Consider the following 22,670-nt stretch of genomic DNA (forward strand, 5'->3'; position numbering starts at 1 on the left):
GCCCCGCCGTGAGCCGCCGCCCTCGCCAGAACGGCCGGTAAGCCCCGCTCCCCCGCGCGGCGACGGCACCGAACCAAGAAGCGATTTCCGGGATCCGGGGACCTCCGTGATCATCCGGGCTCCGTCCGCGTTGGGGTTGGTGGAGGCGGGCCCCGTGCGTCGAGGGACGGGGCACCGCAGGAGACAGGAGGCTCGTTGGTGTCCGAGAGCTTGGCCGATGTCATCGGGGCCGCCGGGGGCGAACTCCGCTTCCTGCGCCGGCTGCTGGGCAACGTCGGCGAGGACGCCTGGGAACGGCTGCTCGAGTGGCTGATGGACGACTGGTTCGGGCTGGACGTGCTCGGGCTGGAGAACGTTCCCGCCGAGGGCCCGGCGGTGCTCGTCGCCAACCACTCCGGGGCGTGGGGGCTGGACGCCTTCGTGCTGCAGAAGGCCCTGCACCGGTCGCTGCGGCGCTCGTTGTCCGTGCTGGCCGCGCCGTTCGTCCTGCGCCTTCCCGTGCTGGGCTCGTACGCCGCCCGCAAGGGCGCCGTACCCATCGACCCGAGGACGGCCATGCAGCGCCTGGGCTCCGGTGAACTGGTCGCGGTGTTTCCCGAGGGGGTCTCCGGACTGGAGAAGCCGTTCCGCGAGCGGTACCGCCTCCAGCCGTTCAACCCCGGTTTCTCGGTGGCGGCCCTGCACACCGGAGCGCCGATCGTTCCGGTCAGCGTCATCGGGGCGGAGGAGTCCTCACCGAAGATCGGGGAGGTGCCCGCGCTGGCGAAGCTCCTGGACCTTCCCTATTTCCCGGTGACCTCTCCCTTCCCGCTGCCGGCGAAGTGGCTGATCACCATCGGTGAACCCGTCGTGCCGCCCGAACGGCCCCGGGGCCCGGGCGCCCGCTCCGCGGCTGCCCGGTGGCTGTGCGCCGAAGTCCAGGCCACCGTGCAGGAGATGGTCGACCGGGAACGCGAACGGCGCGACGCGCTCGTCCGTTAGGGGCGCTCGCGCCACCGGGCAGCCGCCGCGCCCGCCGCCGGCCGCACCCGCCGAACCGTCACGGTCGTCGCCTCAGTCGCCGAGCCGGCGGGCGGCGGCACGGACGTCGGAGGCGGCGCGGGTGCACCGCTCGGCGTGCTCCAGCAACTGCATCCGGAACCGCTCGCCCGTCTCGTCGCCGTTCCAGCCCGTTTCCGTGGCGCAGGCGGCGAGGCTGCGGGCGTGCCGGTCGAGGCGGTCCGCGCCGGCCCGGGCCAGCGCCGCGGACGCGGCCGGGGTACCGGCGCGTACGGCCGTCGGGACGGCGGCGCCTTCGGGGAGGGCGACCCGGACGGTGTGCGGGGCGAGGGTGAACGGCATGCGGTCCGGGGTGAGGGCCGGGGACAGCAGGGCGGGCCGGGCGGTCCCGGTGAAGAACCGGACGATCTCCTCCGCCACCAGGGCAGCGAAGGCGGTGGCCGGGCAGCCGGTGGCGGATCCGCACAGCGGCGAGGGCCCGTCGTGGGCGAGGGTGCCCCGGCTTGCGCCGGCGCCCGCGCAGGACGCGGTGTCCGCGGGGTCCCGGAGCCAGCCGGGGGCGGCCAGGATCTCGGTGCCCGCGTCGACGGCGAGTCCGTCCCACACGAAACGGGCGCGGACCGGGTGCACGGCGGCTTCGACGGGCGGGAAGTGGTCGAGGGCGAGCGCCACGGCTCCGGCCGGGCCGCCCGCGGCCCCCGGTACGCCCGCAGCCGTGAGGGCGAGGGCCTGCAGGGCGGTGGTGACGGCCGCCTCGGAGACCACGGCCAGGGTGTGGGCCAGTGCCTCCCCCGTCCCGTCGGGCCCCGCGGACGGTGCGCCCTGGGTACGGGCGGCGGGCACCAGCGGCCCGGCGGCGTGGCCGCGGTCCAGGCCGGCGGCCACGGAGCGGGGGTCCGGGTCGGCCAGGTAGGGCGTGAGCCGCCGGTTCAGGGCCGCCGCCCGGCCCTCGTACGCGTGCCCGCCCGCGGCCCGGGCTGTCCTGAGGAGCACCTCGGTCAGCAGGGTGTCGTCCGCCGCGGCCCCGCCCGCCACCACCCGGCGGGCAGCACGCAGCAGACCGGGCCGCCACGCCTGCCAGGGCAGGACGTGGCCGTCCCGGCGTGCGGCGGCGGCCACTTGCTCCAGTTCCTCGGCCAGCGGCCCGCGGACCACCGCCGCGGAGGGGGCGGCGTCGGGCGGCAGCGGGACGTGCGGGTGCAGGCCGTGCCGGCGGCCGGCCGCATCGAGCCGGACCGCGGGGGCGAGCGCGTCCGACGCGGCGCCCTCGGCCAGGAGTGCGGCGGTGTCGGCCGCAGCCAGGGGGACGAGGAACGAACCGAACGGGGTGCGCAGCCTGACGGGGCGTCCGGAACGGCTGTGGCGCAGGTGCGCGAGGACCTTGCGGGCCGCGCCCTCACGGGTGAGGGAGTCCAGACCCAGGGCGCGGGCGGGTGCGTCCGCCCAGGGCAGGCGGTGGGCGAGCATGGCCGCGCCGAACACCGCGTTCTCCAGCGGCCGGGCGGTGGCGGGGGTGGTCATCGGGGGCGTTCTCCCTCGGGTCGCGCGAAGGCACGGGCAGGGGCGGGGCGATGGGCACGGGCGGGGTCACGGCGGGGAACTCGGGCGTGCTGCGGGGACTCGGGCGTGCGGCCGGGGCGCGGGCGGCGCGCGGCGGGACCGTGGCGGGGCCGCGGGCGGCGCGCGGCGGGTTGCCCGGGCGGGCGGCGGCGCCCGGTGGGGTCATCTGTCGCGGAGCATGTACGGCTGGTTGGCGGTGATGTCGCCGTCGTAGCGCCGGATGAGGTCGTTGACCTGTTCGCGGTAGTGGGCCAGCTCTCCGCGCAGGCTGTCGGAGTAGGCCTGGGGGGCGTGGGAGAGCGGGTAGTCGTAGGACTCGTCGAGCCAGGCCAGTTCGACCCAGCCGGCGGGCAGGTCGTGGGGCGAGGCCGGGCCGCGGCCGTCCAGCATCGGGATGACGTCGTGCTTGTTGACCAGGCTGATGACGCGGGTGGTGTGGTCGGCGGGCCGTTTGGCGTCGATCGGGGAGCCGAGCGTCACCACGTGGGTGACCGTGTACTCGGAGGCGACGTCCACGTCGGCGGCCAGGTTCATCGCGGTCAGGCCGCCGAGGCTGTGGCCGACCAGCATCAGCTCCGATCCCGCGGGTACGCCGGCCCGGCGCAGGAGCTTCTTCGCCGCCCGGGTGTAGGTGGTGTCGGTGCGCAGGCAGCCGTCGAAGGCGCCGACCAGGTCCTGCGGGGTGCTGTTGCTGAGCAGGGCGAAGCTCGTGCCGGGCAGGAGGAGCACGTGCCGTGTCGTGCCGTCCGCGCAGGCGACGCGGCGCAGGAGGACCAGGCCGTGGTTGCCGAGGGCGCCGATGTCGTTGATGTAGCTGACGATGTCGTTGCGGGAGGTGCCGAGGACCTTGGCGAGGATGGGGTCGGCGTCGGCGCGTTCGGCGCGGCCGGGGCCGGGGTTGAGGTGGGCGAGCAGGGAGCTGGGCAGTCCGAGGAACGGGTCGGTGGTGGGGACGCCGCCCGCGAGCGTCACCCAGGAGAAGTCGTCGTTGACGGGGTTCTCGTCCAGCAGGCCGGTCAGCGCGAGGAGTTCCATGATCACGGGGCTGACGGTGGTGAGGGCGCGGGTGACGCCGAGCCGTTCCACGAGGGCGTGCAGGGCGCGGACGGTCTCCAGCCGGTCCCCGGCGATGACGGCGCCGGTGAAGCGGCGGGCGTGGGCGGAGTCCAGGTTGGGGTGGGTGACGGTCGCGGCCTCGATGCGCAGGGCGAAGGCGTCGACGGCCATGGCGACGGCTGCGGGGCGCAGGCGGGTCACGTTGCCCGCGATACGGGCGAGTTCGCCGATGACGCCGCCGTTGGGGCCGAAGCCGAGACCGGTCGGGCTGGTCAGGGCGCGTGCGCAGGACAGGACCGTACCGAGGGCCCAGGCGGGGCGGCGCAGGGCCTGCTGGGCGAAGCGGCCCGCGGTCAGGGCTGCGGTGAGGTCGGCTCCGGCCTGCCGGGCGGCGAGGGCGGCGTCGGCGAGCAGCACGGAGGCGGCGATGAGGAGTTCGGTGTCGGTGCGGGTGGTGGCGGTGGCGGTGGCGGCCGGGGGGCGTCCCGCGGGGCCGTCGCCCGCGGGGCCGTCGCCCGCGGGGTCGTCGCCCGCGGGGTCGTCGTCAGGGAGGGCGCCGGTGGTGGTGTCGGGGGTGCGGGGGGTGTTCTTCCGCTGCCCGTCGGAGAGCTGCCGGGTGGGGTTCCCGGTCGCCTGAGGCATCACGTTGCAGACCTCTCGTCGCTGACCCGCTGTTCGGGACGCATGGTGGCACCGGACGGGGGTGCCGCCGGCGCACTGGAGCGGCAATACCGGCGCTCGCGCGGGGTCGCGCTCCCGTGCGCGCCCCGCCTGCTCTGGGATCCGCGCGCCGTCCGGCCGCCGGGCGGCCCTTCGGTTCCGGAGGATGACATCGCGGCCCCCTGTTGACGGGGCCGGCGCGGGCGGGTGGCGGGCAGCGGCGGGCGGGACCTCTGCAGGAGTCCTGCAGCCCTGCGGCTCGCCCCCTGGGCCGCGGGGCTCCAGGGCGGCGGGCCGGTGCGGGTCAGCGGATGCGGAGGGTGACCTCGGGGAGGGGGATGTCGGAGAGGTTCAGCTGGATCCCGGTCAGCGTCAGGGAGACCTGCGCGTCGGTCGGCGCGGAGTCGGTGGACGGCGCCTGGGTACTGCCTCGCGTGGTCACCACCAGGTACCAGCCCCCGAGCTTGTAGCTGCGGGCGTCGGGACGGTCGCCCTTCGGGTTCGGGTTCAGTGTCCAGCCCTGGCGCTCCAGGTCCGCGCAGAGCGCGTCCATCTCCGACGGTGCGGTGTTCTTGTCGCGGACGGCACTCCAGCCCGTCCGCCGGGAGTCGGCGTCGGCCGCGACGGTCGGGCGGCCCTGCGCCGGGTCCAGGCCCGCGGCGCCGACCGCGGTCCGGATCGCCTCGTCCACGGCGTCCCGCGTGAGGGGCGGTGACGTGGACTCCGGTGCGGGCGCAGCCGTGGACGGGGACGGTGTGCGTGCGGGCGCGCCCAGGTGGATGCGCCCCTCGTCGGTCATCTGGATGCGGTCCGGCATGACCGTGGCGGCCAGGCTCACCAGCAGGGCCGCGGCCAGTGCGATCCACACCCTCTTCAACAGCGCGTTCAACGCGTGACTCCCCCCGAGTGATCATTCAGGGGGGGAGTCTCACACATCCGGTGCGGCTCCCGGCAGCGCTGACGGGGGTCTCCGGCGTCCGCCGTGCTCTTTACGTGCGCCGTGCTGTCGCGGTTACCTGGAGGGCACACGGACGAGCCACGGGGGCGGGCGGACATGGCGGGCCGGCACGGGGGTTGGGGGCGGGGGCTCCGGCGGACCGCGGTGGCGCTGGCCGCGCCGCCGCTGGCCGCGGCCCTGGCGTTCGCGGTGGCGTGGAAGTCGGCGTACGGGTCGCTGGGCGACTGGGCGTTCTTCCTCGGCGGGCTGCTGCTGCCGCTGGTCCTGCTCGGCGGGCACGCGGCCCGCGCCGCACGGCGCGGGGCGTCGCTGATCGCGCTGTCCGCCCTGCCGGCCGGTCTCGGTGCCGTCCTGGCACTCGCGTCCGTGGGGCACAGCGCGCTGGAGGACCGGGGGGTGGAGATCAGCTGCGTCGTGCTGGAGGTCACCGAGCACACCGAGACGGAGTCCTCCATGGACGCCGAGGGCCACTGGACCTCCACGACCCGGACCTCCTACGACCACCGCCTGGACTGCCCCGCGGGCGGCCCGGAGCACCTGGACACCTCCTCGCGGCTCGCGGAGGAGGGCGGGTCGCTGGCGGTGGTGCACGACCCGCTGGGCAAGGTCTCCCCGCGGGCCGCCGGGGACGTCCACGGCTGGGGCCTGCGCACCGCGGCCGGGGTGGCGGTCGGGGCGGCGGTGCTCCTGGGGCTGGCGGGCGCGCTCCGGGAGGCGTACCAGAAGCGGCGCCGGAGGCCGCGGGGGCCGACGGGGCGGTGAAACGCCCGCCCGGGGGCGGTTCGGTTCCTACACTCGTGCGGTGGATTCGATGAGGTGTACGTATTGCGGGGGCGTCGGCCTGGAGCCGGGTTTCGTCGAGGACGCGGGCGAGGGGGCGCGGGGGTACGCGCGCTGGATCGCCGGGCCGCTGGAGCGCGGGCTGTTCGGGAATGCCAGACGGCTGGGCCGGCCCCGGCGGCGCATCGAGGCGTACCGCTGCCCGCACTGTTCCCACCTGGAGCTCTTCGCGACCGAAGCCGTCTGAGCCGGCCGCCCCCGCAGGGGCCGGGCTCCTGCGGGGGCGGGCTCCGCGCGCGGCGCGCCGCGGGTGCGCCCTCACGCCTCCGCACGCCCCCTGCGGGAGGGATGACCGCGTGGCCGTGCGCCAGCACCATGACCGTCATCACCGCAGTTGCGGAACGCTCGAGGGTCACGGGGGAACGATGGGACGACGCTGGCTGGTCACAGGGTGCTCCTCGGGGCTCGGGCACGCGCTGGCAACGGCGGTGGCGCGGGCGGGGGACGAACTGGCGGTCACCGCACGCAAGACCGCCGACCTGGAGGACCTCGCCGCCGCCTGGCCGGGCCGTGTCGTGCCGGTCCCGCTCGAACTGCGCGACGCCGCCTCCTGCGAGGAGGCCGTGCGTCTGGCCGCCGACCGGCTGGGCGGCATCGACGTCCTCGTCAACAACGCCGGTGTCGGGCTGTTCGGTGCGGTGGAGGAGGTTTCGGACGCGGAGCTGCGCGACCAGCTGGAGACCCTGGTGGTGGGGCCGTGGCGGCTCGCCCGCCTGGTCCTGCCGCTGATGCGGGCCCAGGGCCGCGGCCACATCGTCAACGTCTCCTCCGTGGTCGGGCGGATGGCGTTCCCGGGTCTGGGCGCCTACGTCGCCGGCAAGCACGCCCTGGAGGGCATGAGCCAGGCCCTGGCCGTCGAGGGCGCGCCGCACGGCATCCGCGTCACGGTGGTCGAGCCGGGCATGTTCGCCACGCGCTACGGCACGTCCATGACGCAGGCGCACCGGCGGATCCCGGCCTACGACGTGACCAACCGCGAGATGCTCGAGGGCGCGCGGGGTCTCGCGGACCACCCCGAGACCGGGCGGCCCGAGGACTTCGCCGCGCGGGTCCTGGACATCGTCGCGGCCGCGGACCCCACTGCGCTGCGGATCCCGGTGGGTGAGGACGCGTACGGCTACCTGGAGCTGGCCGACCAGGCCTGGCACGAGGAGTTCGCCGCGGCCCGGACCCTCACCCGGACGCCCCCTCCCCCGCCCTCGCCCTGACGGCAGGGCCCTGAGGGAGCGCGGGCGCGGGGTGGTGTCGGTCAGGGGCTGCGGCGGCGGTTGCGGTTGCGGTTGCGGTTGCGGTTGCGGGTGACGATCGCGCGGGTGATGACGGGCGGCAGCAGGTCCTTGGCGAGCTTGCGCCAGCGGGCACCGGGCCTGCGGGCGGGTGCGGGCGGGGCGGGGGCCGGTTCCGGCTGCGGGGCGGGGTGGAGGGGCTGCGGGGGCTGCGGGGCGGTCACGCCGTGGTCGCCGATGCGTACCAGGGGGCGGCCGTCGATCACGTCCACGCCGTGCCAGAGGTCGGTGCGTTCCTCCAGCCATGCGCGCAGTGCCGCCTGGTGGGGGGCCGGGTCGCCCCAGGTGGCGTAGAGCTTGGAGGCCGAGACGCAGATGGGGTGCAGGTCGCCGGTGACGACGGCGGTCCAGACGGCGGCCGCGACGCCGGGGCAGTGCTCGGAGCGGTAGTCGTCGAAGACCACCACGGCGTCGGGGGTGGCGACCAGGCGCGAGGAGGCGATGTCGGTGACGACGTGCTCGTAGAGGTGCGAGGCGTCGATGTGCACGAACCGGCAGCTGGCCGGCTTGACCTGGTCGGCGACGACCGAGGTGGGGGCCTGGATCAGGGTCGGCAGCGTCTGGTGGAAGGCCAGGTAGTTCGTCTCGAAGCCGCGTCGCGTGAGGGTGGGGTAGGAGCTGCGGTTCTCCGAGATGTTGAAGTCGTCCGTGGCGGGCGAGTCGAAGAGGTCGCAGACGGTGAACTCCTCGCCGGGGCGGAGGTACCGGCCGAGGAAGATCGCGCTCTTCCCCATGAAGGCGCCGAGTTCCAGCAGGTCGCCCGGCTGCCCCCGATCACTGTTCTGGCGTGTCAGGAACCAGTCGAAGAGCAGCTGGTCGTACGCCGAGAACCATCCTTTGACCTCGCCGTACGCGGTGGGGGCGGGCGGGGCCGGTTCGGCGTCGGGGGTGGTGCCGGAAGGTGGTGAAACGTGCGACACGGAGAGTCATCCTCCAGCGGAGTGGCATCGGTTTCCACGCTGAGACCCGGCCGGGGTACCGGCACCCTAAGCCCTGGGGGACGGCGTGACGAGACGTGAGCGTCATCGGCTGTGATTTCTCCGCCCGGCGCACCCGTGTGCTCGTCGGCCTCAGGCCAGGAAGCGCTCCAGGGCCTCGCGGGCGCGGGCGTTCGAGGCCGCGGCGGCGGCCAGGGAACGGGCCAGGGCCTCGACCCACTCGTCCAGCTCCACCGGTCGCCGGGAGAGGACGATGCCCCGGACCTCGTGCAGGATCTCCCCCACCACCGTGCCGCGGTCCGTGCGCAGGGCCAGCCTCTGCTCGCCGAGCGCGATGTCCAGTTCCGCGACCGGTCCCTGCCGTCCGGCCAGCCGGTCCGCGAGGGAGCGCGTACGCCGGATCCGCACGGCGCCGGCCGGCAGCGAGTCCGCCAGGTTCGCCGACAGCACCCGCGCGTACACGTCCAGGTCGGCGCTGTCCCGGCGCAGCGCGGCGGCCAGCAGTTCCACGTCCTGCTCAGCCATCGAGGCTCACCACCAGGGCCGGCCGGTCGATGACGTGGTCGTCGCGCAGGGGACGCACCGCGGTCCCGAGGGCGAAGAACTCGGTGGTGTGGCCGCCCCAGCCGTGTGTGTGCTGTTTCAGCTGTACGGCCACGATGCCTTCGGCCTCCAGGGCCTCGCCCTCCGCCCGCATGCGGCTCATGGCCAGTTCGCGTGCGTCGTAGAGGGCCTGGGTGAACGGTTCGATCTCGACGTTGCGTCCCGCGTTGCCCAGTACTTGGGTGAAGCGCTGGTGTGCGACGTGGTAGACGCACGTCCCCATCACCAGGTCCAGGGGTGCGTAGCCGGCTCGGATCAGGGTCCAGAATTCCTGGCCGGACAGGTCGGAGGTGAACGGCCGGCCCTTGTTGTTGAGCCAGGTCCCGCCCGGTCCGGGGTCGGCGCCGTCCGCCACGACCGCTGTGCCGACGGCGATGAACTCGGCGATGTCCGACCCGAACTCCTTGAACTCGATGTCCAGCCGCACGCCGACGATCCCGTCCGCGCCCAGGGCGGCGGCCTCGGCCTCCATCCGGGTCATGGCCAGTTCGCGTGCGTGGTACATCGCCTGCGACAGCTTGGTCAGTTCCTGGTTCTTCGACCAGCGGCCGAGCTGGAGGCCGACGTGGTAGACGGAGGATCCGAGGACCAGGCCCAGCGGGCGGAAGCCGGCCTCGCGCACCAGCAGGAACTCGTTCACGGTGAGGTCCGAGGTGAAGAGGGAGCCCTTCCCTCCCGGCCGGAGCCCCGCGAGGCGGCGCATGGCGTCCTGCGCCGTGTCGTCCCCCTCCGTGGGTCCTGCGGTGTCCCCGATCGTGTCCCGCCCCGTTCGTTCGGTCATCTCAGCGCTCGCGCTCCAGTCTCATGATGGTCAGTGGTGGTCTGGTGCCGGCGGGCCGTTCGGAGCGGCCGAACCGGGCGATCGAGGTGCCGACGAAGACGGCCTCCGCGGTGAGGTCGCGCGACGATCCGTAGGAGGGGCACTCGCTCTCCTCCACGCGGAGCGCGGTGTCGTCCACCACCACCCCGTCCCCGCCGTGCTTCTCGGTGTCGAGGAGCAGTTGCCGGCGGGCCTCGCGACGGACGTGTCCGGTCAACTGCGTGTAGCAGTCGACCTCTTGGTTGCGGGTGCGGGTGGTGTAAGGGATCCGGAAGGAGGAGCGCCAGTCGTCGTGCCGGGCGGCGAAGGCGATTCCGAAGGCGATTCGGACCGGAACCCACCCGGTGTGCAGGAGACGGGCGAAGTCCTGGCCGCCCAGGTGGGAGGTGAAGGGGGTGCGCGGCCGGATGCGGGAGCGGGCCCTCACCGCGGTGCCCCGGGCGGTGAACTCCACTCCCCCGGCGGGGAACGCCTCGGCCCGTAGTTCGACGCCGACGATCCCGTCGCCGCCGAGCGCGTCGCATTCGGCCACCGCGCGGGCCAGTGCGGTGCGGCGTGCCGCGTACATCGTCCGCACCCACTGCGCGTGGGAGGGCGCCCACCTCGACGCCGGCGCCGCGGTGCCGTCGTCGGTGACCGACCAGTTGCCGGGGCAGCCCCAGGCCCCCGTGCAGCCCATGTTGAAGACGGCGGTGCCGAGGACCTGTCCGACCGGCTGGAATCCGGCGCCGCCGATCGCGGCGAACTCCTGGCTCGACAGCGCCGAGTCCCAGGCGGCCGCGGGCGGCGGGGCGGCAGTCCCCGCGGCGGTGCTGCCGCCCGGCGGACCGGTATTCCCTGCGTGTGTCATCGGCCCCCGCCATCGACGTCCCGGCTGACCACGCGGATCATGCCCCCTGCGGGCAGTTTACGCCGGGCGGTCCGGCCGTCATCCGGTCCTGTCGCGCCCACTTGGGGCGGGGTCGCTTCGACGGTGCCCGTGGCGGGGACCGGCCGGCGGGGCTGCGGGCTCGGACGAGGGCGGCGGCGGGGTGGTGCCGTCCGGCGACTCCGCGGGACACCGGGCGGAGGCGGCAGCTGCCGGTGGACCGGCCCGCCCGGGGGCGGTGGGCGGTGGCCGTCCCTGAACACCGTGGTGAGCTGCGCGGATGCGGCGTGTTCGACGGGTGGACGGTTTCCGTCCGGCCGCCTGGAGGGGGGTATGGTCCTCCGGTCACGGACGGCAACCGGATCGTCTGTTCAACCCAGGGAGCCGACATGACGGATCTGGACTCGTTCCGGGCGAGCCTCGCGTCGGGCGGGCACGAGTTCGCCGACACGCTGGCCTTCGTCGCCGCGCACTACGACTACCGGCCGCAGGCGTTCCGCAACGGGGAGATGGAGAACGCCGCGGGTGAGAACGAGGGGTCCTGCAAGACCCTGGGGCTCGCCGTGCTGGAGGGGCTGGACGACCAGGAGGCGCTGCTGGCCTTCGGCGAGCACTACCGCAGCGTGCTGGCGTCGCCGGACGGCACCGACCACGGCAACATCCGCAACCTGCTGGCCCACGGCCTGGCCGGGGTGAGCTTCGCGGACCGGCCGCTGGCCCGCAGGAGCTGACCCCCGCATGAGCACGTCCCAGACCCTCTGGCTCCTTGCGCTGATCTTCATTCCGGCCGGGGCCGTCGCCGGCGCGGCGGCGTACCGCACGGTGCGCCGGGTACGCACCCTGGTCCGGCACGGGGCGCGGGCCCGGGGGGTGGTGGTCCGCCACGCGGCGACGGAGCTGGAGGGTCCGGGCGAGGGCGGCACCCGCACCTTCCGCAGTTCCGGCACGACCGTGTACTACCCGGTCATCGCCTGGACCACCGCCGACGGCCGTGCGATGGAGACCCGGACGGACATGGCCCGCTCCCGGGACAGGATCCCGGCCGTCGGCACCCGGGTCGAGGTGCGCTACGACCCCGCGCGGCCCACCCGCTGGACGCTCCCGGCCCAGAGCAGCCGCCTGTGGTGGCTCTTCGTCGGGATCGGCGCCCTCTTCGTCGTGATCGGATCGGGTTTCCTCGTCGCAGCACTGCGCACGTCCGGGCTCTGAACCCGGACCCGCCGGACCCGCCCCGCCCCCGTCCCGCCCCCGTCCCGCCCGCGTCCGTGCGGTGCGGTGGGCGTTCCGTTCGGTGTGATTCTCCTGACTCCGGTGCGGCGGGCGGAGCGGCGGGGCCGTGGGCCGGCGGGCCGGGCGGGCGGCGGCGGTTGCGGAGCATCGCGCCCGCAACCTCAACCCACCCATTACGCAGGGTTGTTGAAGAATGACCGGCCTTCGGGCGCCGTGCGGGCCCGGCCCGTTCACCTGGGGGTTTGCGGCGATCGGCCCGCGCCGGACGGCGGGATTCTTTTGTCACCACCGAGAGTGGTCTGCTTGCCTGCACCCCGACGACCGTGCACACTTGCGCGAATTCCGCTTGGGCGCAGTGTCGCACCCTCATGACGGATGTATCGGCGTCAATACGCCGGTGCATCAACAGGGCACACAGGAGCACGTGTTGAGTTCTACGGGTACCGCCCGTCAGCAGCAGCTGCAGAGTCTCAGCGACGGGGAGCTCTGTGCCCTGTTGCGCGGGCGCACCTCGGAGCCCGACGCGGCGGTCAGTGACGTGATGGACGAGGTGTTCGCCCGTCACCATTCCTCGGTGGTCGCCTACGCCCGTACGTGCTGCCGGGACCTGCCGACCGCGCAGGACCTCGCCGCCGAGGCGTTCGCGCGGACCTACCGGGCCATCGCCTGGGGTGCCGGACCCGAACACGCCTGGCGGCCCTACCTGCTGACCTGTGTGCGCCGCCTGGCGGCCTCGTGGGCGCGGGACGCCGCCCGGACCCGGCTGTCCGACGACTTCGAGGAGTGGGCCGCCCAGCTCTCCGACGGCCAGGACACCGAGGACGCCGTCTTCGCGGCGGAAGAGGGGTCGCTGGTCCTGCGGGGCGTACCGGACCCTGCCGGAGCGCTGGCAGGCCGTGCTGTGGCACTCCGTCGTCGAGAGCGAGCCGGCGGCCGAGACCGCGGTGCGGCTGGGCATATCGGCGGGGGGCGTCGGCTCCCTGGTCGCGCGGGCCCGGGAGGGCCTGCGGGAGGCGTACCTGCGCGCCCATCTGGACCGGGCCGCGAGCGAGGAGTGCCGGCACTACGGGGGGCAGATCGCCGCCAGACTGCGCCGCCCGGGCACCCGCCTCACCCGGGACCTGGGCCGTCATCTGCAGGGGTGCGAGCACTGCGCGCGGGCCGAGCGCGAGCTGCGCGACGTCAACGGCCGTCTGGGGGTGCTGCTGCTGGGCGGGATCCTGCTGTGGAACCCCGCGTCCTTCCTGGCCTCGCTGGGCGGCGGGGGCGGTACGCAGCTGGCCGCGGCCGCGCTGAACGGTACGCAGGCCGGCGGGGCCAAGGCCGGCGCCGTGAAGTGGGTGGCCGCGGCGGCCGTGGCGGGAACGGCGGCCACCGTGGTGGCGCTGCTGCCGGCCGACTCCGGGAGCGAACGGGCCGGCCCGGTCCCGGATCCTGTCCGAACGCCTGCGGGGGCGGGGTTCCCCACGCCCCCGCAGGCGGAGCAGATCGGGGCCATCGGGTCGGCGGCGTTCGCCACCGCCCCCGCCACCGGTCTGCCCTCCGCCCCGGTGTCGGCGTCGGCCTCCCCCGCCGCTCCGACCGCGTCGTCATCGGCGTCGCCCTCGCCGGGCCGCGGCGGCGGCTCCGCCCTGGCCCACGTGACGTCGGGGCTGTGCGTGGGCATCGGCGGTCCCGGGTCGGCCGGCCCGTTGCGGCTGGAGAAGTGCACCGGGAAGGCCGACCAGAGCTGGCAGCGGCTGCCCGCCCGGCAGAACGCCTACCAGCTGCGCAACGCCGACAGCGGCACCTGCCTGGACGGAACCACCGGCGGCGGGAACGTCGTCGCGGTCGCCCTGCGCCCCTGCCGCGGCGGTGCGGACGGTACGACGCAGCTCTGGCGGTTCGCACCGGACGGGATGCCGGGCACGTACCGCGTCTGGCTGGTGCCGGGCGTCACGCACACCGACTACGCCGACCACCTGCTGGGCCCGCGGAACTGGCCCAAGTCCGATCCACCGCGCCCGGGTTCGGAGCTGGTGCACCTGCCCGACTACTACAACTCGGCCAACATGCTCTTCGCCCTGCGGTAGTTGCCCGGGCGTTCGTCCGTACGGATCCCCGTGGGGTGGGACACGGCCGCCGGGTCCTCAGAAGGGGAGGTGGTAGAGAAAGGCGTCGGTGCGCACGAGCCCGGCCGTCAGCAGGGTGGCCGCACCGACCCCCAGGAAGGGTGCGAGGAACCACGCGGCCCGGCCGGGGCGCCAGGCCGGCAGCAGCGACACCACCAGTACGGCCGGGGCTCCCAGGACAGCCAGTTGGGCGAGCGGGTCCGTGAAGAACTCCGCGGGCCCGAACTCGTGAAGGGCCGCCGGGCCCATGTGCCGGGTCCACAGGGCCGCGGTGACGAGTGCGGTGGTCAGGGGCGCCGACCAGAGCCCCGGTACGAGGCCCTCCCTGCCGCACACCGTGCAGAGGACCAGGAGGCACACCAGGCCCGCGGCGGCCGCGGCCATCGAGTCGTACTGGACGGTGGCGTTGAACCCGTCCCGTGCCTGGCTGTGCCGGCTGATCCAGCGGGCGCCCAGCGTGCCGGCCGTCGTGACCAGAGCCACCGCCAGCGGCAGCACGAGCCGCCGGGTCGAACGGGCGGCCGTGGCCCGGCGCAGGCCCCCTCCCAGCGCGAGCAGTGCCAGAAGGGCCACGATGACGGCGTCGGTGACGCCGTGGAACGAGTGGATGCCCTCCATCGTCAGCCAGAACCAGGGGTCCTTGGGCATGCTGTACGTGATCAGGGCGATTTCCTGCGCGGCTCGCAGTACCCCCACGAAGAGCAGCACGTTGGCGAGAACGGCGGCAAGGAACAGGATCTGCAGCCGCGAGCCATGACGGCTCCGCGCAGACAGGGCCCGGACACAGCTGCGGGCCAAGGCCGCGCTCACGGCCGCTGCCACGCAGAGAGCCGTGGGCACCACGGCTGCAGAGTTCCAGGTGAGGGCGGGGGCGGACGAAAGCAACGAGCCGGTGTCGCCGAGCCTGGTGAGGAACCCCAGCCCGGCACCAGCCGCCAGCGCAGCGAACGCACGCCGCGGTACGGGAGGAGCCTCCCGGTCGTGCCAGGCGGCCTGCCACACCCGTACGCCCCAGGCCATGGCGATCAGGGTCCCTGCCATCAGGGCCGGGACCAGGGTCACGTAGGGCGCCAACCGGGTCCCCGGAAACCCCGCCTGGGCGAGCTGGCCGGTCAGGTCGAGGGTGACGACGCCGAACAGGCCGGCGACGGCGGCGTCCGGCCAGGACGGGCCCGGGTGCGGACGGACGGGGCTGAGGACGTCCAGTCGACGGCCGGGGCGTGGATGGTTGGCGATCAGGGACCGCGGGCCGCCGGGTGAGCGCCACCACCCTTGGTCGAGGGCCCTGATCCGCTCGGTGCGCTCGGCTGCGGCCAGGACGGCCCTGAGCCCGGCGTGGGAACGGTCCGCGACGGAGCGGATGTCTGCCTCGTGCTCGCGGGAGCGCAGCACCAGTTGGGAGGCGATCAGGACGAGAGCGAGGAGCAGGAGGGAGCGACCCGCGTAGGCGCCCCAGAACGGGTCGGTGAGGATGGTCCGAAGAGCCCGCCCCCTCTGCAGCCTCTCCACCACCAGGCCGGCCGGAGGTGCGGCGAGGACGGCCAGGGCCGCCGCCAGCGCGCTGCGGGTCAGCCACACAAGGCGTACGTCTCCGGCGGCCACGTGGGCGGCTTCGTGACGGATGACCGCCTCGGCCCGTTCGGGCTCCAGGGCGCTGAAGCCGGCGGGCAGCACCACGACGGGGGCGCCCGGCGCTCCTGCGGTGAAGGGGTCCTCCCACCCGTCGCGCGCCTGGGCCACTCGCGGACGGCTTCGGGCCCGCAGGTCTCTGCACGCCTGTTCCACTTGCTCCTGTGCGCCGGCCGGAGCGGGTGCCAGGGGCCCGGCCCGGCGTAACGCCCGGCGGGGCAGCAGCCACAGGCCCCCGACGGCGAGCACGAGCACCGCGGCCGAGCCGGCCAGCGACACCACGACACCACGCTCCGCGGCGGGCTGCGCACAGCGCATGCTCCACTGCCCCCGGGTGAACCTGTCCGGGTCCGCCTCCCCCGCCGTCGGGAGGGGGTAGCGACGCTGGGCCTCCTCGGAGCAGGACTGCCGGGTCCGGGCCCATGACTCGCCGAACAACTGGTTGTGGACGAGCTGCCCCGCGAAGGCTCCGACCAGCAGCAGGACCCCGACGAGCAGGGCGTACCGGCTACCTGACGGCGACCGTAGGAGACGCAGTGCCCCCTCCGCCCGGCGGACCGACCCGGGTGCGGCGGCACGGGTCGTGTGCTCAGCCTCAGCCTCTGCCGTGGGGGCCGGGCCGTCGAGTCGCGTCACTCGCCCGGTGCGGGCTCGGGCCGGCCGTCGAGAGCCGCGGCGATGGTCTGCGCGAGGGTCGCCGCGGGATCGGCCTCGAGACCGAGCCGCTGAACGAATACGACCTGGAACGCCGTGACGAACACCGCTCGCTCCTCCTCGGTCCAGGCCGTCCGCCCCTCCCCCGGCGCGGCCGGCTCCCGCGCCGGGACGTGCTCCGCGTCCGCCCCCGACTCCACCCGCACCGTCGGCTCCGCCGGCAGGTCCGAGCCTTCCCGCCGGTCCGCCCTGGGCTGTCGCATGCTTCCCAGCAGGGTGGCGGCCTTCCGGCGGGCCGCCTCGCCGAGCGCAGCGGCCGCGCTGCCGGTGGCCCTTTCGCCCACCACGCCGAGTACCCAGGCCACGGCCGGCAGCACGTACACGGGCAGATCGGAGATGCCCACTCCGGTGCCGATCGCGGCACCGCGCCGACGGGCTGCCAGTTTCTGCGGGTCCGCGTCGAAGTCCGCCAGCAGCTCCTGGAACGCGCGGCTTCCGCGCGTCTGGGCGGGCAGGGCGGCGAACACCGCCCCTCCGACTCGTTCCAGGCTCTGCCGGTCGTAGGGCTCCGGGTCGCCCGGCTGCGGGACCGGAACGGCGAACGCGGACCGGCCGCGCCCGAAGAGCAAAGGCATGATCCCCCCATGGACGCCGGGGGCGATGTGCCCCATACGACGTACTTCCGTCAGGGTAGTGCCGAAGCGGCACGGTGCCGGGGCTTTCGCCGAACTCGAGTCAGAGCGGTTGGCACACGAGGCCCGCCGCGCCCAAGTCCGGCGGCCACTGAGGGGATTCCGGTCCGGGTGGGCTCACTGGGAGGGGACGGCGTCCTTCGGGGAGGTGTGCCAGTTGGTGACGACCGGCTTGTCGACGGTGATGGTGCCGACGGGGAGGGAGACCGGGTCGGGGTCGTTGTCGCCGACGGCGACGATGATGCTGTCCAGTTCCTTGCCGTCGTCGGTGTGGGTGGTCTTGGGGTTCACCCCGGCGTAGGCGGTGGTGTTCCCGGACAGGGTGATCGGCTGTCCGGTGGACTGCTCGGCGGGGCCGGCCTGCGTGCCGTCGGAGCCGAACGCCACGGTGGGCAGGGCGGCGGGCAGGACGCAGGTGATGCCCGGCTTCGCCTTCGCGCTGACCAGGATGTATCCGCCGGCCTGGGTCTCGGACCGGGTGTTCCAGGCGATGTCGTTGGCGCCGCAGACCTGCCCGGCGGGCTTCTGCCCGCCGCCGGTGCCGCCGCCGGTTCCACCGCCGTTGTTGTTGTCCTTGGCCGTGGCGCTGGGCGCGCCGGACGGAGTGGCCGTGCCGGGCGCCGCGGTGGCGGAGGCGGAGGTCTGCGGGGCGCCGGCGCCCGTGCCCGGGTCCGCGTCCGTGTCCTGGCAGGCCGTCATCAGCAGGGCGCCGCCCGCGAGGGCTGCGGTGACGAGGAAGGTCCTGCGGCGGTTGCCAGACATGAGTGGGTCCCCTTTTTTTGCGTGGTGCGGTCTCGGTCGTGGCCGTGGTGGTCGGGCCCGGCCCTGCATGATCACTATGCGGGGGCCGCGGGCCGGCCGGGAGGGATGCGCCCGTTCCCTGACAACGCTGTCGCACATCGGTGACATGATCGCGACGAACGCGGCAGGGCGGGCGCGGGAAAAGGGGTCGCGCGGACGGGCCGGATGGGAGAGCGTGCCCGGATGCAACAGGCGAGCGGTCGTACGGTCGGTGTCCATCTCACCCACGGGGGCGAGTACTTCGGGCTGTGGGGCCCCTACGAGGTGGACGGGGGGTGGTGGTCGTCGGCCGCGCCGGTGGTCGAGCGGGTGTCGCGGGAGCTGGGGGTGCCCGTGGTGGTGCTCCGGCTCGCCCACGCGCCGAGCGACGGCAGCAGCGGGCACGGCGGGCACGTGGTCTACCACGCCGAGGCACTGGAGCGGCCGGCCGGCTCGACACCGTGTCAGATGGGGCCGGACGTCGCCGCGTTGCTGGGTCCGGCCGAGCGCCGGGCCGGCTGGGCCACGGCGGCCGGGCTGCGGGAGGCACTGGCCTGGGCCGGCGGGACGCTGGACGCGGCGGGCCGGGCGGCCGTCGGCAGGCCCGAGCAGGTCCGGACGTGGAACCTGTCCGCCCTGTTCCGTTTCCGCACCGCCGACGGCGGCGAAGCCTGGCTGAAGACGGTCAGCCCCGCCTTCAACGCCCGTGAGGGCCAGGTGATCGCGCTGCTCGGCTCCGTCGACCCCGCGCTGGTGCCGACCGTCCTCGGCTCCGACCCGGAGCACGGCCGGCTGCTCCTCGACCACGTGCCCGGGGAGGACCTCTGGACCCCGTCCGCCGAGGAGGTCCTCGCCGTGGTGCCCCGGCTGGTCGCCGCCCAGGCGGCCCTGGCCGCCGACGGCCGGGCCGCCGCGGCCGGGCTCCGGGACCGTACGCCGCCCACGCTGGTCGCCCACGTCGACGCACTGCTCGACCGGCTGGCGTCCGAGCGCGCGGCGCCGTCGCCCGGGCCGCAGTCCGATGCGCCCCCGGAACGGCCCGGGGAGCGGCCCGGGGAGCGGCTGACGGCCGCGGAGCTGACGGCCGCCCGGGCGCTCGCCGCGCGGCTGCCCGCACTGGTCGAGGAGCTGACGGCCTGCGGACTGCCGGACACCCTGGTCCACGGCGACTTCCACCCCGGCAACTGGCGCTCCGACGGCACCCGGGCGGTGGTCGTGGACTACGCCGACTCCGCGTTCGGCCACCCGGCACTGGACGGGCTGCGCCCGCGCCAGTACGTGGACGAGGAACGGTGGGAGCAGATCGCCGGGGTGTGGGCGCGGGCGTGGCGGGACCACGTGCCCGGGTCGGCGCCGGAACGCGCGCTGGAGCTGGTCGAGCCGCTGTTCCACCTCGCGTACGCGGTGCGCTATCAGGAGTTCCTGGACCACATCGAGACCAGCGAGCGGCCGTACCACGAGACCGACCCGGTCACGGAGGTCCGCAGGGCGCTCGCCCGCGCGGGGCTCGGCGTCGGCGAGGACCTCGGCGAGGACGCGTGCGAGGAGGTCGGCGAGGACTGATCCTGCGGCGCCGCAGGGGCGGGGGGGGCGGGCTCGTCAGTCTGCGGCGGCGGCCGTGCGGGCGCGGACCTCCTCCGGGGTGAGGTAGTGGTCGGTGTACTCGAAGTCGCGCAGGGTGCCCGGCTTGTACGTCTGGAAGCCGGTCCGGACGAAGTCGTCGCCGGCCACGGCGTTCAGGAGCCAGTTCGTCATCACCCGGGTCTTCGCGGCGCCGGTGCGCAGCGCCGCCCAGTGGTAGCCGCGGGCCACGGCCTGGGCGGGCATGCCGCGCAGGTCGATGCCGAGCGGGCGGGAGACGCCGTCGCGGCCGCCGAGGTCCACGACCAGGCCGAGGTCCTTGTGGACGTAGGGGCGCAGGGGTGTGCCGCGCAGGGTGGCGACGACGTTGTCGGCGGCGACCCTGCCCTGGCGCATGGCGTGCTGTGCGGTGGGCGGGCACACCGCGCCGTCGTCGCCGCCGGCGAGGTCGGGTACGGCGGCCGCGTCTCCGAGGGCGAGGGCGCCGTCGGCTCCCGGGACCCGCAGGTCGGGGGTGACGACGAGGCGGCCGCTCTTGGCGGTCTCGGCGCCCAGTGTGGCGATGAGGGGGCTCGCGGCGACGCCGGCCGTCCAGATGAGGGTGCGGCAGGGCAGGACGCGGCCGTCGGTGAGGGTGAGGTCCTCGGGGCCCGCCTTGGCGACGGAGACGCCGAGGGAGACCTGGATGCCGCGGCGGCGCAGCACGTCGAGGGCGGCCCGGCCCAGCCGGTCGCCGAGTTCGGGCATCAGCTTCGGGGCGACGTCGACCAGGTGCCAGGTGATGTCGCGGCGGTCCAGGCGGGGGTAGCGGGTGATGGCGTTGGTGGTGAGCCGCTCCAGGGAGGCGGCCGTCTCGGTGCCGGCGTAGCCGCCGCCCACGACGACGAAGCCGAGCCGGGAGGCCCGTTCCGGTGAGCCGGGTGCGGCGGCGTCGGCCAGGTCGAGCTGGGCGATCACGTGGTCGCGCAGGTGGGCGGCCTCGGCGAGGGTCTTCATGCCGCGGCCGTGTTCCGCGAGGCCGGGGATGTCGAAGGTGCGGGTCACGCTGCCGGGGGCGAGGACGAGGTGGTCGTACGGCTGGTCCACCAGCTCGCCGGTGATCTTGCGGATGACGCAGACCTTGGCCCGGGTGTCGACGCCCACGGCCCCGCCGGGCACGATCCGGGTCCGGTGGCGGCGGCTGCGGCGCAGGGACACCGCCACGGACTGGGGGGTGAGCACCCCGGAGGCCACCTGGGGCAGGAGGGGCAGGTAGAGCTGGTAGGAGAACGGGGTGACCAGCAGGATCTCCGCCTCCCCGGGTGACAGCGTCCGCTCCAGGCGGCGTACGCAGGCGACGCCGGCGAAGCCCGCGCCGACGACGACGATCCTCGGTCGCGCCATGGTGTCCGTCCCTTCTGGGGTGTACGGGCCCTGTACGGGTCCTCGTGCACCTTCCCCGCTCCGCCCTTTCATGCACGCGGAAAGCGGGGCGGATGCCTCCGGAAGGCGCGGACGTCCGCCGAACGCCACGTTGCCCGTTCCTCTCCCCCGCGGGGCGGGCGCCGGGGACCGGGGGGGCTGGGGGCGGGGAGCGGTGGTCGGGGGTTGCGTTGGAGTGTGCTCCAGCTCGTAGGGTCCGCCGGTATGACGATGCGATACAGGGTGCTGGGCGGGACCGGGCTCGAAGTGAGCGTGCAGTGTCTGGGCACGATGATGTTCGGGGCGGTCGGCAACCCCGACCACGAGGACTGCGTACGGATCGTCCACGCGGCCCTGGACGCCGGTATCAACTTCGTGGACACCGCGGACATGTACTCGGCCGGCGAGTCGGAGACCATCGTGGGCGAGGCGCTGCGCGGGAGGCGCCGCGAGGACGTGGTGCTGGCGACCAAGGGGCACTTCCCGATGGGTGAGGGGCGCAACCGCGGCGGGAACTCCCGGCGCTGGCTGACCCGGGCGGTCGAGGACAGCCTGACCCGGCTGCGTACCGATGTGATCGACCTCTACCAGGTGCACCGGCCGGACCCGAGGACGGACATCGAGGAGACCCTCGGTGTGCTGGGCGACCTGGTGCGCGCGGGCAAGATCCGGGCATTCGGCTGTTCCACCTTCCCGGCCGAGGAGATCGCCGAGGCGCACCACGTGTCCGAGCGGCGCGGTCTGGCCCGGTTGCGGACCGAGCAGCCGCCGTACTCGATCCTGGCGCGCGGGGTGGAGAAGGACGTGCTGCCGGTGGCCCGGCGGTACGGGATGGGGGTGCTGACGTGGAGTCCGCTGGCGTCGGGGTTCCTCAGCGGGAGGTACCGGGCCGGGCAGGAGGTGGACCTGAGCCGCGGCCGGGCGGCGCTGACGCCGGCGCGGTTCGATCCCGCCGTACCGGGGAACGCGGCGAAGCTGGAGGCGGCCGGTCAACTGATCGACGTGGCGGCGGAGTTCGGCTGCACGCTGCCGGAGCTCGCGGTGGCGTTCCCGCTGGTGCACCCGGCGGTCACCTCCGTCATCGTCGGGCCGCGGACGATGGAGCAGCTGCAGTCGCTGCTGAAGGGGGTGTCGGTGGCGTTGGACGACGCGGTGCTGGACCGGATCGACGAGATCGTGCCGCCGGGCACCAACCTGTACCAGCCGGACGGAGCGTGGCGGCCGGTCTCGCTGACCGATCCGGCCCTGCGCCGGCGGGCTGTCGGGGACCGCTGAGGCGGGGTCGCGTCCCCCTGGCAGCGGGGCGGGCGTGGGCGGCTCATCCCGGCCAGTGCACGCGTCCGAGGTGGATGAGGCGGAGCTGGCCGAGGGCCGTGGCGGTGGCGGCCGTCCAGTCCTCCCCCCGCAGGGAGGCGGCGAGGTACGCCGAGGCGGTCATGAACATGTGGTCGACCAGGAGCCGTGACAGCATCGTCACGTCCTGCCCGGTCCAGCCGTCGCCGAGGGGGTCGGCGGCGAGGGCGGCCGCCGTCTGGCGGGCGAACACGTCCAGTTGTGCGGCGATGGCCTCGCGTACCGCCGGCACCCCGCCGTGGCGTTCGCGGACCAGGAAGCGGACGTGCGCGGGCCGGGTGCGTACCAGCGCGGCGACGAGGCCGACCGCGGCCTCGCCGCGCCGCTCGGGGTCGCCGGTGGCGGCGAGGACGTCCCGCAGGGTGGTGTGCAGGCTGGCCAGTGCCTCCTCGACCAGCGCCGTCCCGAGTGCGTCCATGTCCGGGAAGTGCCGGTAGAAGGCGGTGGGGGTGACGCCCGCGGCCCGGGTCACCTCGCGGAGGCCGAGACTGCCCAGGCTGCGCTCCTCCAGCACCGACAGGGCCGCGTCGAGCAGGGCGCGGCGGGTGCGCAGGCGCTGGGCCTCGCGGGCCCCGGGGGAAGGACTCATGACGGGAAGTCAACCGCGTCACACTCGCGGTCCGCCAGCATGACCCCGACGGAGCCGGGTAA

At 74.8% G+C, this 22,670-nt stretch carries 21 protein-coding genes and 1 pseudogene; 10 read left to right on the forward strand and 12 right to left on the reverse strand.

All coding sequences use genetic code 11. From position 1 onward, the window contains the following. Nucleotides 1–198 precede the first annotated feature (198 nt). Nucleotides 199–981, forward strand: coding sequence for a lysophospholipid acyltransferase family protein (locus tag AC2RP6_RS00255; RefSeq protein ID WP_486444282.1), 783 nt, complete (start codon nt 199–201; stop codon nt 979–981). 72 nt (nt 982–1,053) lie between these two features. Here AC2RP6_RS00255 and AC2RP6_RS00260 read toward each other — a convergent pair whose 3' ends face one another. The 3 genes from AC2RP6_RS00260 to AC2RP6_RS00270 form a co-directional block, all read right to left on the reverse strand. After that, nucleotides 1,054–2,520, reverse strand: coding sequence for a cytochrome P450 family protein (locus tag AC2RP6_RS00260; RefSeq protein ID WP_486444283.1), 1,467 nt, complete (start codon nt 2,518–2,520; stop codon nt 1,054–1,056). Nucleotides 2,521–2,721: 201 nt separating this feature from the next. Further along, nucleotides 2,722–4,257 (reverse strand): lipase family protein, encoded by a 1,536-nt coding sequence (locus AC2RP6_RS00265; protein ID WP_486444284.1) that lies wholly within the window; start codon nt 4,255–4,257, stop codon nt 2,722–2,724. A 322-nt stretch (nt 4,258–4,579) separates the two neighbouring features. Then, complete coding sequence (locus AC2RP6_RS00270; protein ID WP_486444285.1) at nt 4,580–5,164, reverse strand: DciA family protein; 585 nt, start codon at nt 5,162–5,164, stop codon at nt 4,580–4,582. Nucleotides 5,165–5,377: 213 nt separating this feature from the next. Between AC2RP6_RS00270 and AC2RP6_RS00275 the strand changes: the two genes are divergently transcribed. The 3 genes from AC2RP6_RS00275 to AC2RP6_RS00285 all read left to right on the forward strand — a co-directional run bounded on the left by AC2RP6_RS00275 (nt 5,378) and on the right by AC2RP6_RS00285 (nt 7,281). Continuing rightward, nucleotides 5,378–5,995 (forward strand): hypothetical protein, encoded by a 618-nt coding sequence (locus tag AC2RP6_RS00275; protein ID WP_486444286.1) that lies wholly within the window; start codon nt 5,378–5,380, stop codon nt 5,993–5,995. A 49-nt stretch (nt 5,996–6,044) separates the two neighbouring features. Continuing rightward, entirely contained in the window at nt 6,045–6,260 is a 216-nt protein-coding gene (locus AC2RP6_RS00280) for a hypothetical protein (RefSeq protein WP_486444346.1), read from the forward strand. A 178-nt stretch (nt 6,261–6,438) separates the two neighbouring features. After that, nucleotides 6,439–7,281, forward strand: coding sequence for an SDR family oxidoreductase (locus tag AC2RP6_RS00285; protein ID WP_486444287.1), 843 nt, complete (start codon nt 6,439–6,441; stop codon nt 7,279–7,281). A gap of 41 nt (nt 7,282–7,322) precedes the next feature. Here AC2RP6_RS00285 and AC2RP6_RS00290 read toward each other — a convergent pair whose 3' ends face one another. The 4 genes from AC2RP6_RS00290 to AC2RP6_RS00305 form a co-directional block, all read right to left on the reverse strand. Continuing rightward, nucleotides 7,323–8,279, reverse strand: coding sequence for a class I SAM-dependent methyltransferase (locus tag AC2RP6_RS00290; RefSeq protein ID WP_486444288.1), 957 nt, complete (start codon nt 8,277–8,279; stop codon nt 7,323–7,325). 150 nt (nt 8,280–8,429) lie between these two features. Beyond that, entirely contained in the window at nt 8,430–8,822 is a 393-nt protein-coding gene (locus tag AC2RP6_RS00295) for a hypothetical protein (protein ID WP_486444289.1), read from the reverse strand. Beyond that, nucleotides 8,815–9,681 carry a heavy metal-binding domain-containing protein gene (locus tag AC2RP6_RS00300; protein ID WP_486444290.1) on the reverse strand — a complete coding sequence of 289 codons (867 nt, stop codon included), beginning with the start codon at nt 9,679–9,681 and terminating at the stop codon, nt 8,815–8,817. Before AC2RP6_RS00300 ends, AC2RP6_RS00295 begins: the two co-directional genes overlap by 8 nt. Nucleotide 9,682: 1 nt before the next feature. Continuing rightward, entirely contained in the window at nt 9,683–10,570 is an 888-nt protein-coding gene (locus AC2RP6_RS00305; protein ID WP_486444291.1) for a heavy metal-binding domain-containing protein, read from the reverse strand. A gap of 407 nt (nt 10,571–10,977) precedes the next feature. Here AC2RP6_RS00305 and AC2RP6_RS00310 point away from each other — a divergent pair, with 407 nt between their 5' ends. The 4 genes and pseudogenes from AC2RP6_RS00310 (at nt 10,978) to AC2RP6_RS00325 (ending at nt 13,890) form a co-directional block, all read left to right on the forward strand. Next, nucleotides 10,978–11,319: a HopJ type III effector protein gene (locus tag AC2RP6_RS00310; RefSeq protein ID WP_486444292.1), complete on the forward strand. Its 342-nt coding sequence runs from the start codon at nt 10,978–10,980 to the stop codon at nt 11,317–11,319. 7 nt (nt 11,320–11,326) lie between these two features. Next, complete coding sequence (locus AC2RP6_RS00315) at nt 11,327–11,797, forward strand: DUF3592 domain-containing protein (RefSeq protein WP_486444293.1); 471 nt, start codon at nt 11,327–11,329, stop codon at nt 11,795–11,797. Nucleotides 11,798–12,359: 562 nt separating this feature from the next. Beyond that, a pseudogene (locus AC2RP6_RS00320) lies at nt 12,360–12,566 on the forward strand (RNA polymerase sigma factor); the annotation flags it as partial. Further along, on the forward strand, nt 12,532–13,890 hold the full coding sequence (locus tag AC2RP6_RS00325; RefSeq protein ID WP_486444294.1) for an RICIN domain-containing protein: 1,359 nt from the start codon (nt 12,532–12,534) through the stop codon (nt 13,888–13,890). The pseudogene AC2RP6_RS00320 and the gene AC2RP6_RS00325, both read left to right, overlap by 35 nt. Before the next feature lie 57 nt (nt 13,891–13,947). On the opposite strand, the gene AC2RP6_RS00330 is transcribed toward AC2RP6_RS00325, so the two are convergent. The 3 genes from AC2RP6_RS00330 to AC2RP6_RS00340 form a co-directional block, all read right to left on the reverse strand. Continuing rightward, complete coding sequence (locus tag AC2RP6_RS00330) at nt 13,948–16,194, reverse strand: M48 family metalloprotease (protein ID WP_486444295.1); 2,247 nt, start codon at nt 16,192–16,194, stop codon at nt 13,948–13,950. Beyond that, complete coding sequence (locus tag AC2RP6_RS00335; protein ID WP_486444296.1) at nt 16,191–16,847, reverse strand: hypothetical protein; 657 nt, start codon at nt 16,845–16,847, stop codon at nt 16,191–16,193. Before AC2RP6_RS00335 ends, AC2RP6_RS00330 begins: the two co-directional genes overlap by 4 nt. 174 nt (nt 16,848–17,021) lie before the next feature. Then, a complete protein-coding gene (locus AC2RP6_RS00340) occupies nt 17,022–17,666 on the reverse strand; it encodes a DUF4232 domain-containing protein (protein ID WP_486444297.1) in 645 nt (214 codons plus the stop codon). 222 nt (nt 17,667–17,888) lie between these two features. On the opposite strand from AC2RP6_RS00340, the gene AC2RP6_RS00345 reads away from it, so the two are divergent. Continuing rightward, a complete protein-coding gene (locus tag AC2RP6_RS00345) occupies nt 17,889–19,247 on the forward strand; it encodes a phosphotransferase (protein ID WP_486444298.1) in 1,359 nt (452 codons plus the stop codon). A gap of 36 nt (nt 19,248–19,283) precedes the next feature. Here the strand turns inward: AC2RP6_RS00345 and AC2RP6_RS00350 are convergent, their stop codons facing one another. Next, nucleotides 19,284–20,648 carry an NAD(P)/FAD-dependent oxidoreductase gene (locus AC2RP6_RS00350; RefSeq protein ID WP_486444299.1) on the reverse strand — a complete coding sequence of 455 codons (1,365 nt, stop codon included), beginning with the start codon at nt 20,646–20,648 and terminating at the stop codon, nt 19,284–19,286. A 249-nt stretch (nt 20,649–20,897) separates the two neighbouring features. Between AC2RP6_RS00350 and AC2RP6_RS00355 the strand changes: the two genes are divergently transcribed. After that, nucleotides 20,898–21,941 carry an aldo/keto reductase gene (locus AC2RP6_RS00355; protein WP_486444347.1) on the forward strand — a complete coding sequence of 348 codons (1,044 nt, stop codon included), beginning with the start codon at nt 20,898–20,900 and terminating at the stop codon, nt 21,939–21,941. 43 nt (nt 21,942–21,984) lie between these two features. Here the strand turns inward: AC2RP6_RS00355 and AC2RP6_RS00360 are convergent, their stop codons facing one another. Continuing rightward, nucleotides 21,985–22,608 (reverse strand): TetR family transcriptional regulator, encoded by a 624-nt coding sequence (locus AC2RP6_RS00360; protein ID WP_486444300.1) that lies wholly within the window; start codon nt 22,606–22,608, stop codon nt 21,985–21,987. Nucleotides 22,609–22,670: the final 62 nt, after the last annotated feature.

This window comes from Streptomyces sp. WAC03905 (assembly GCF_057371075.1).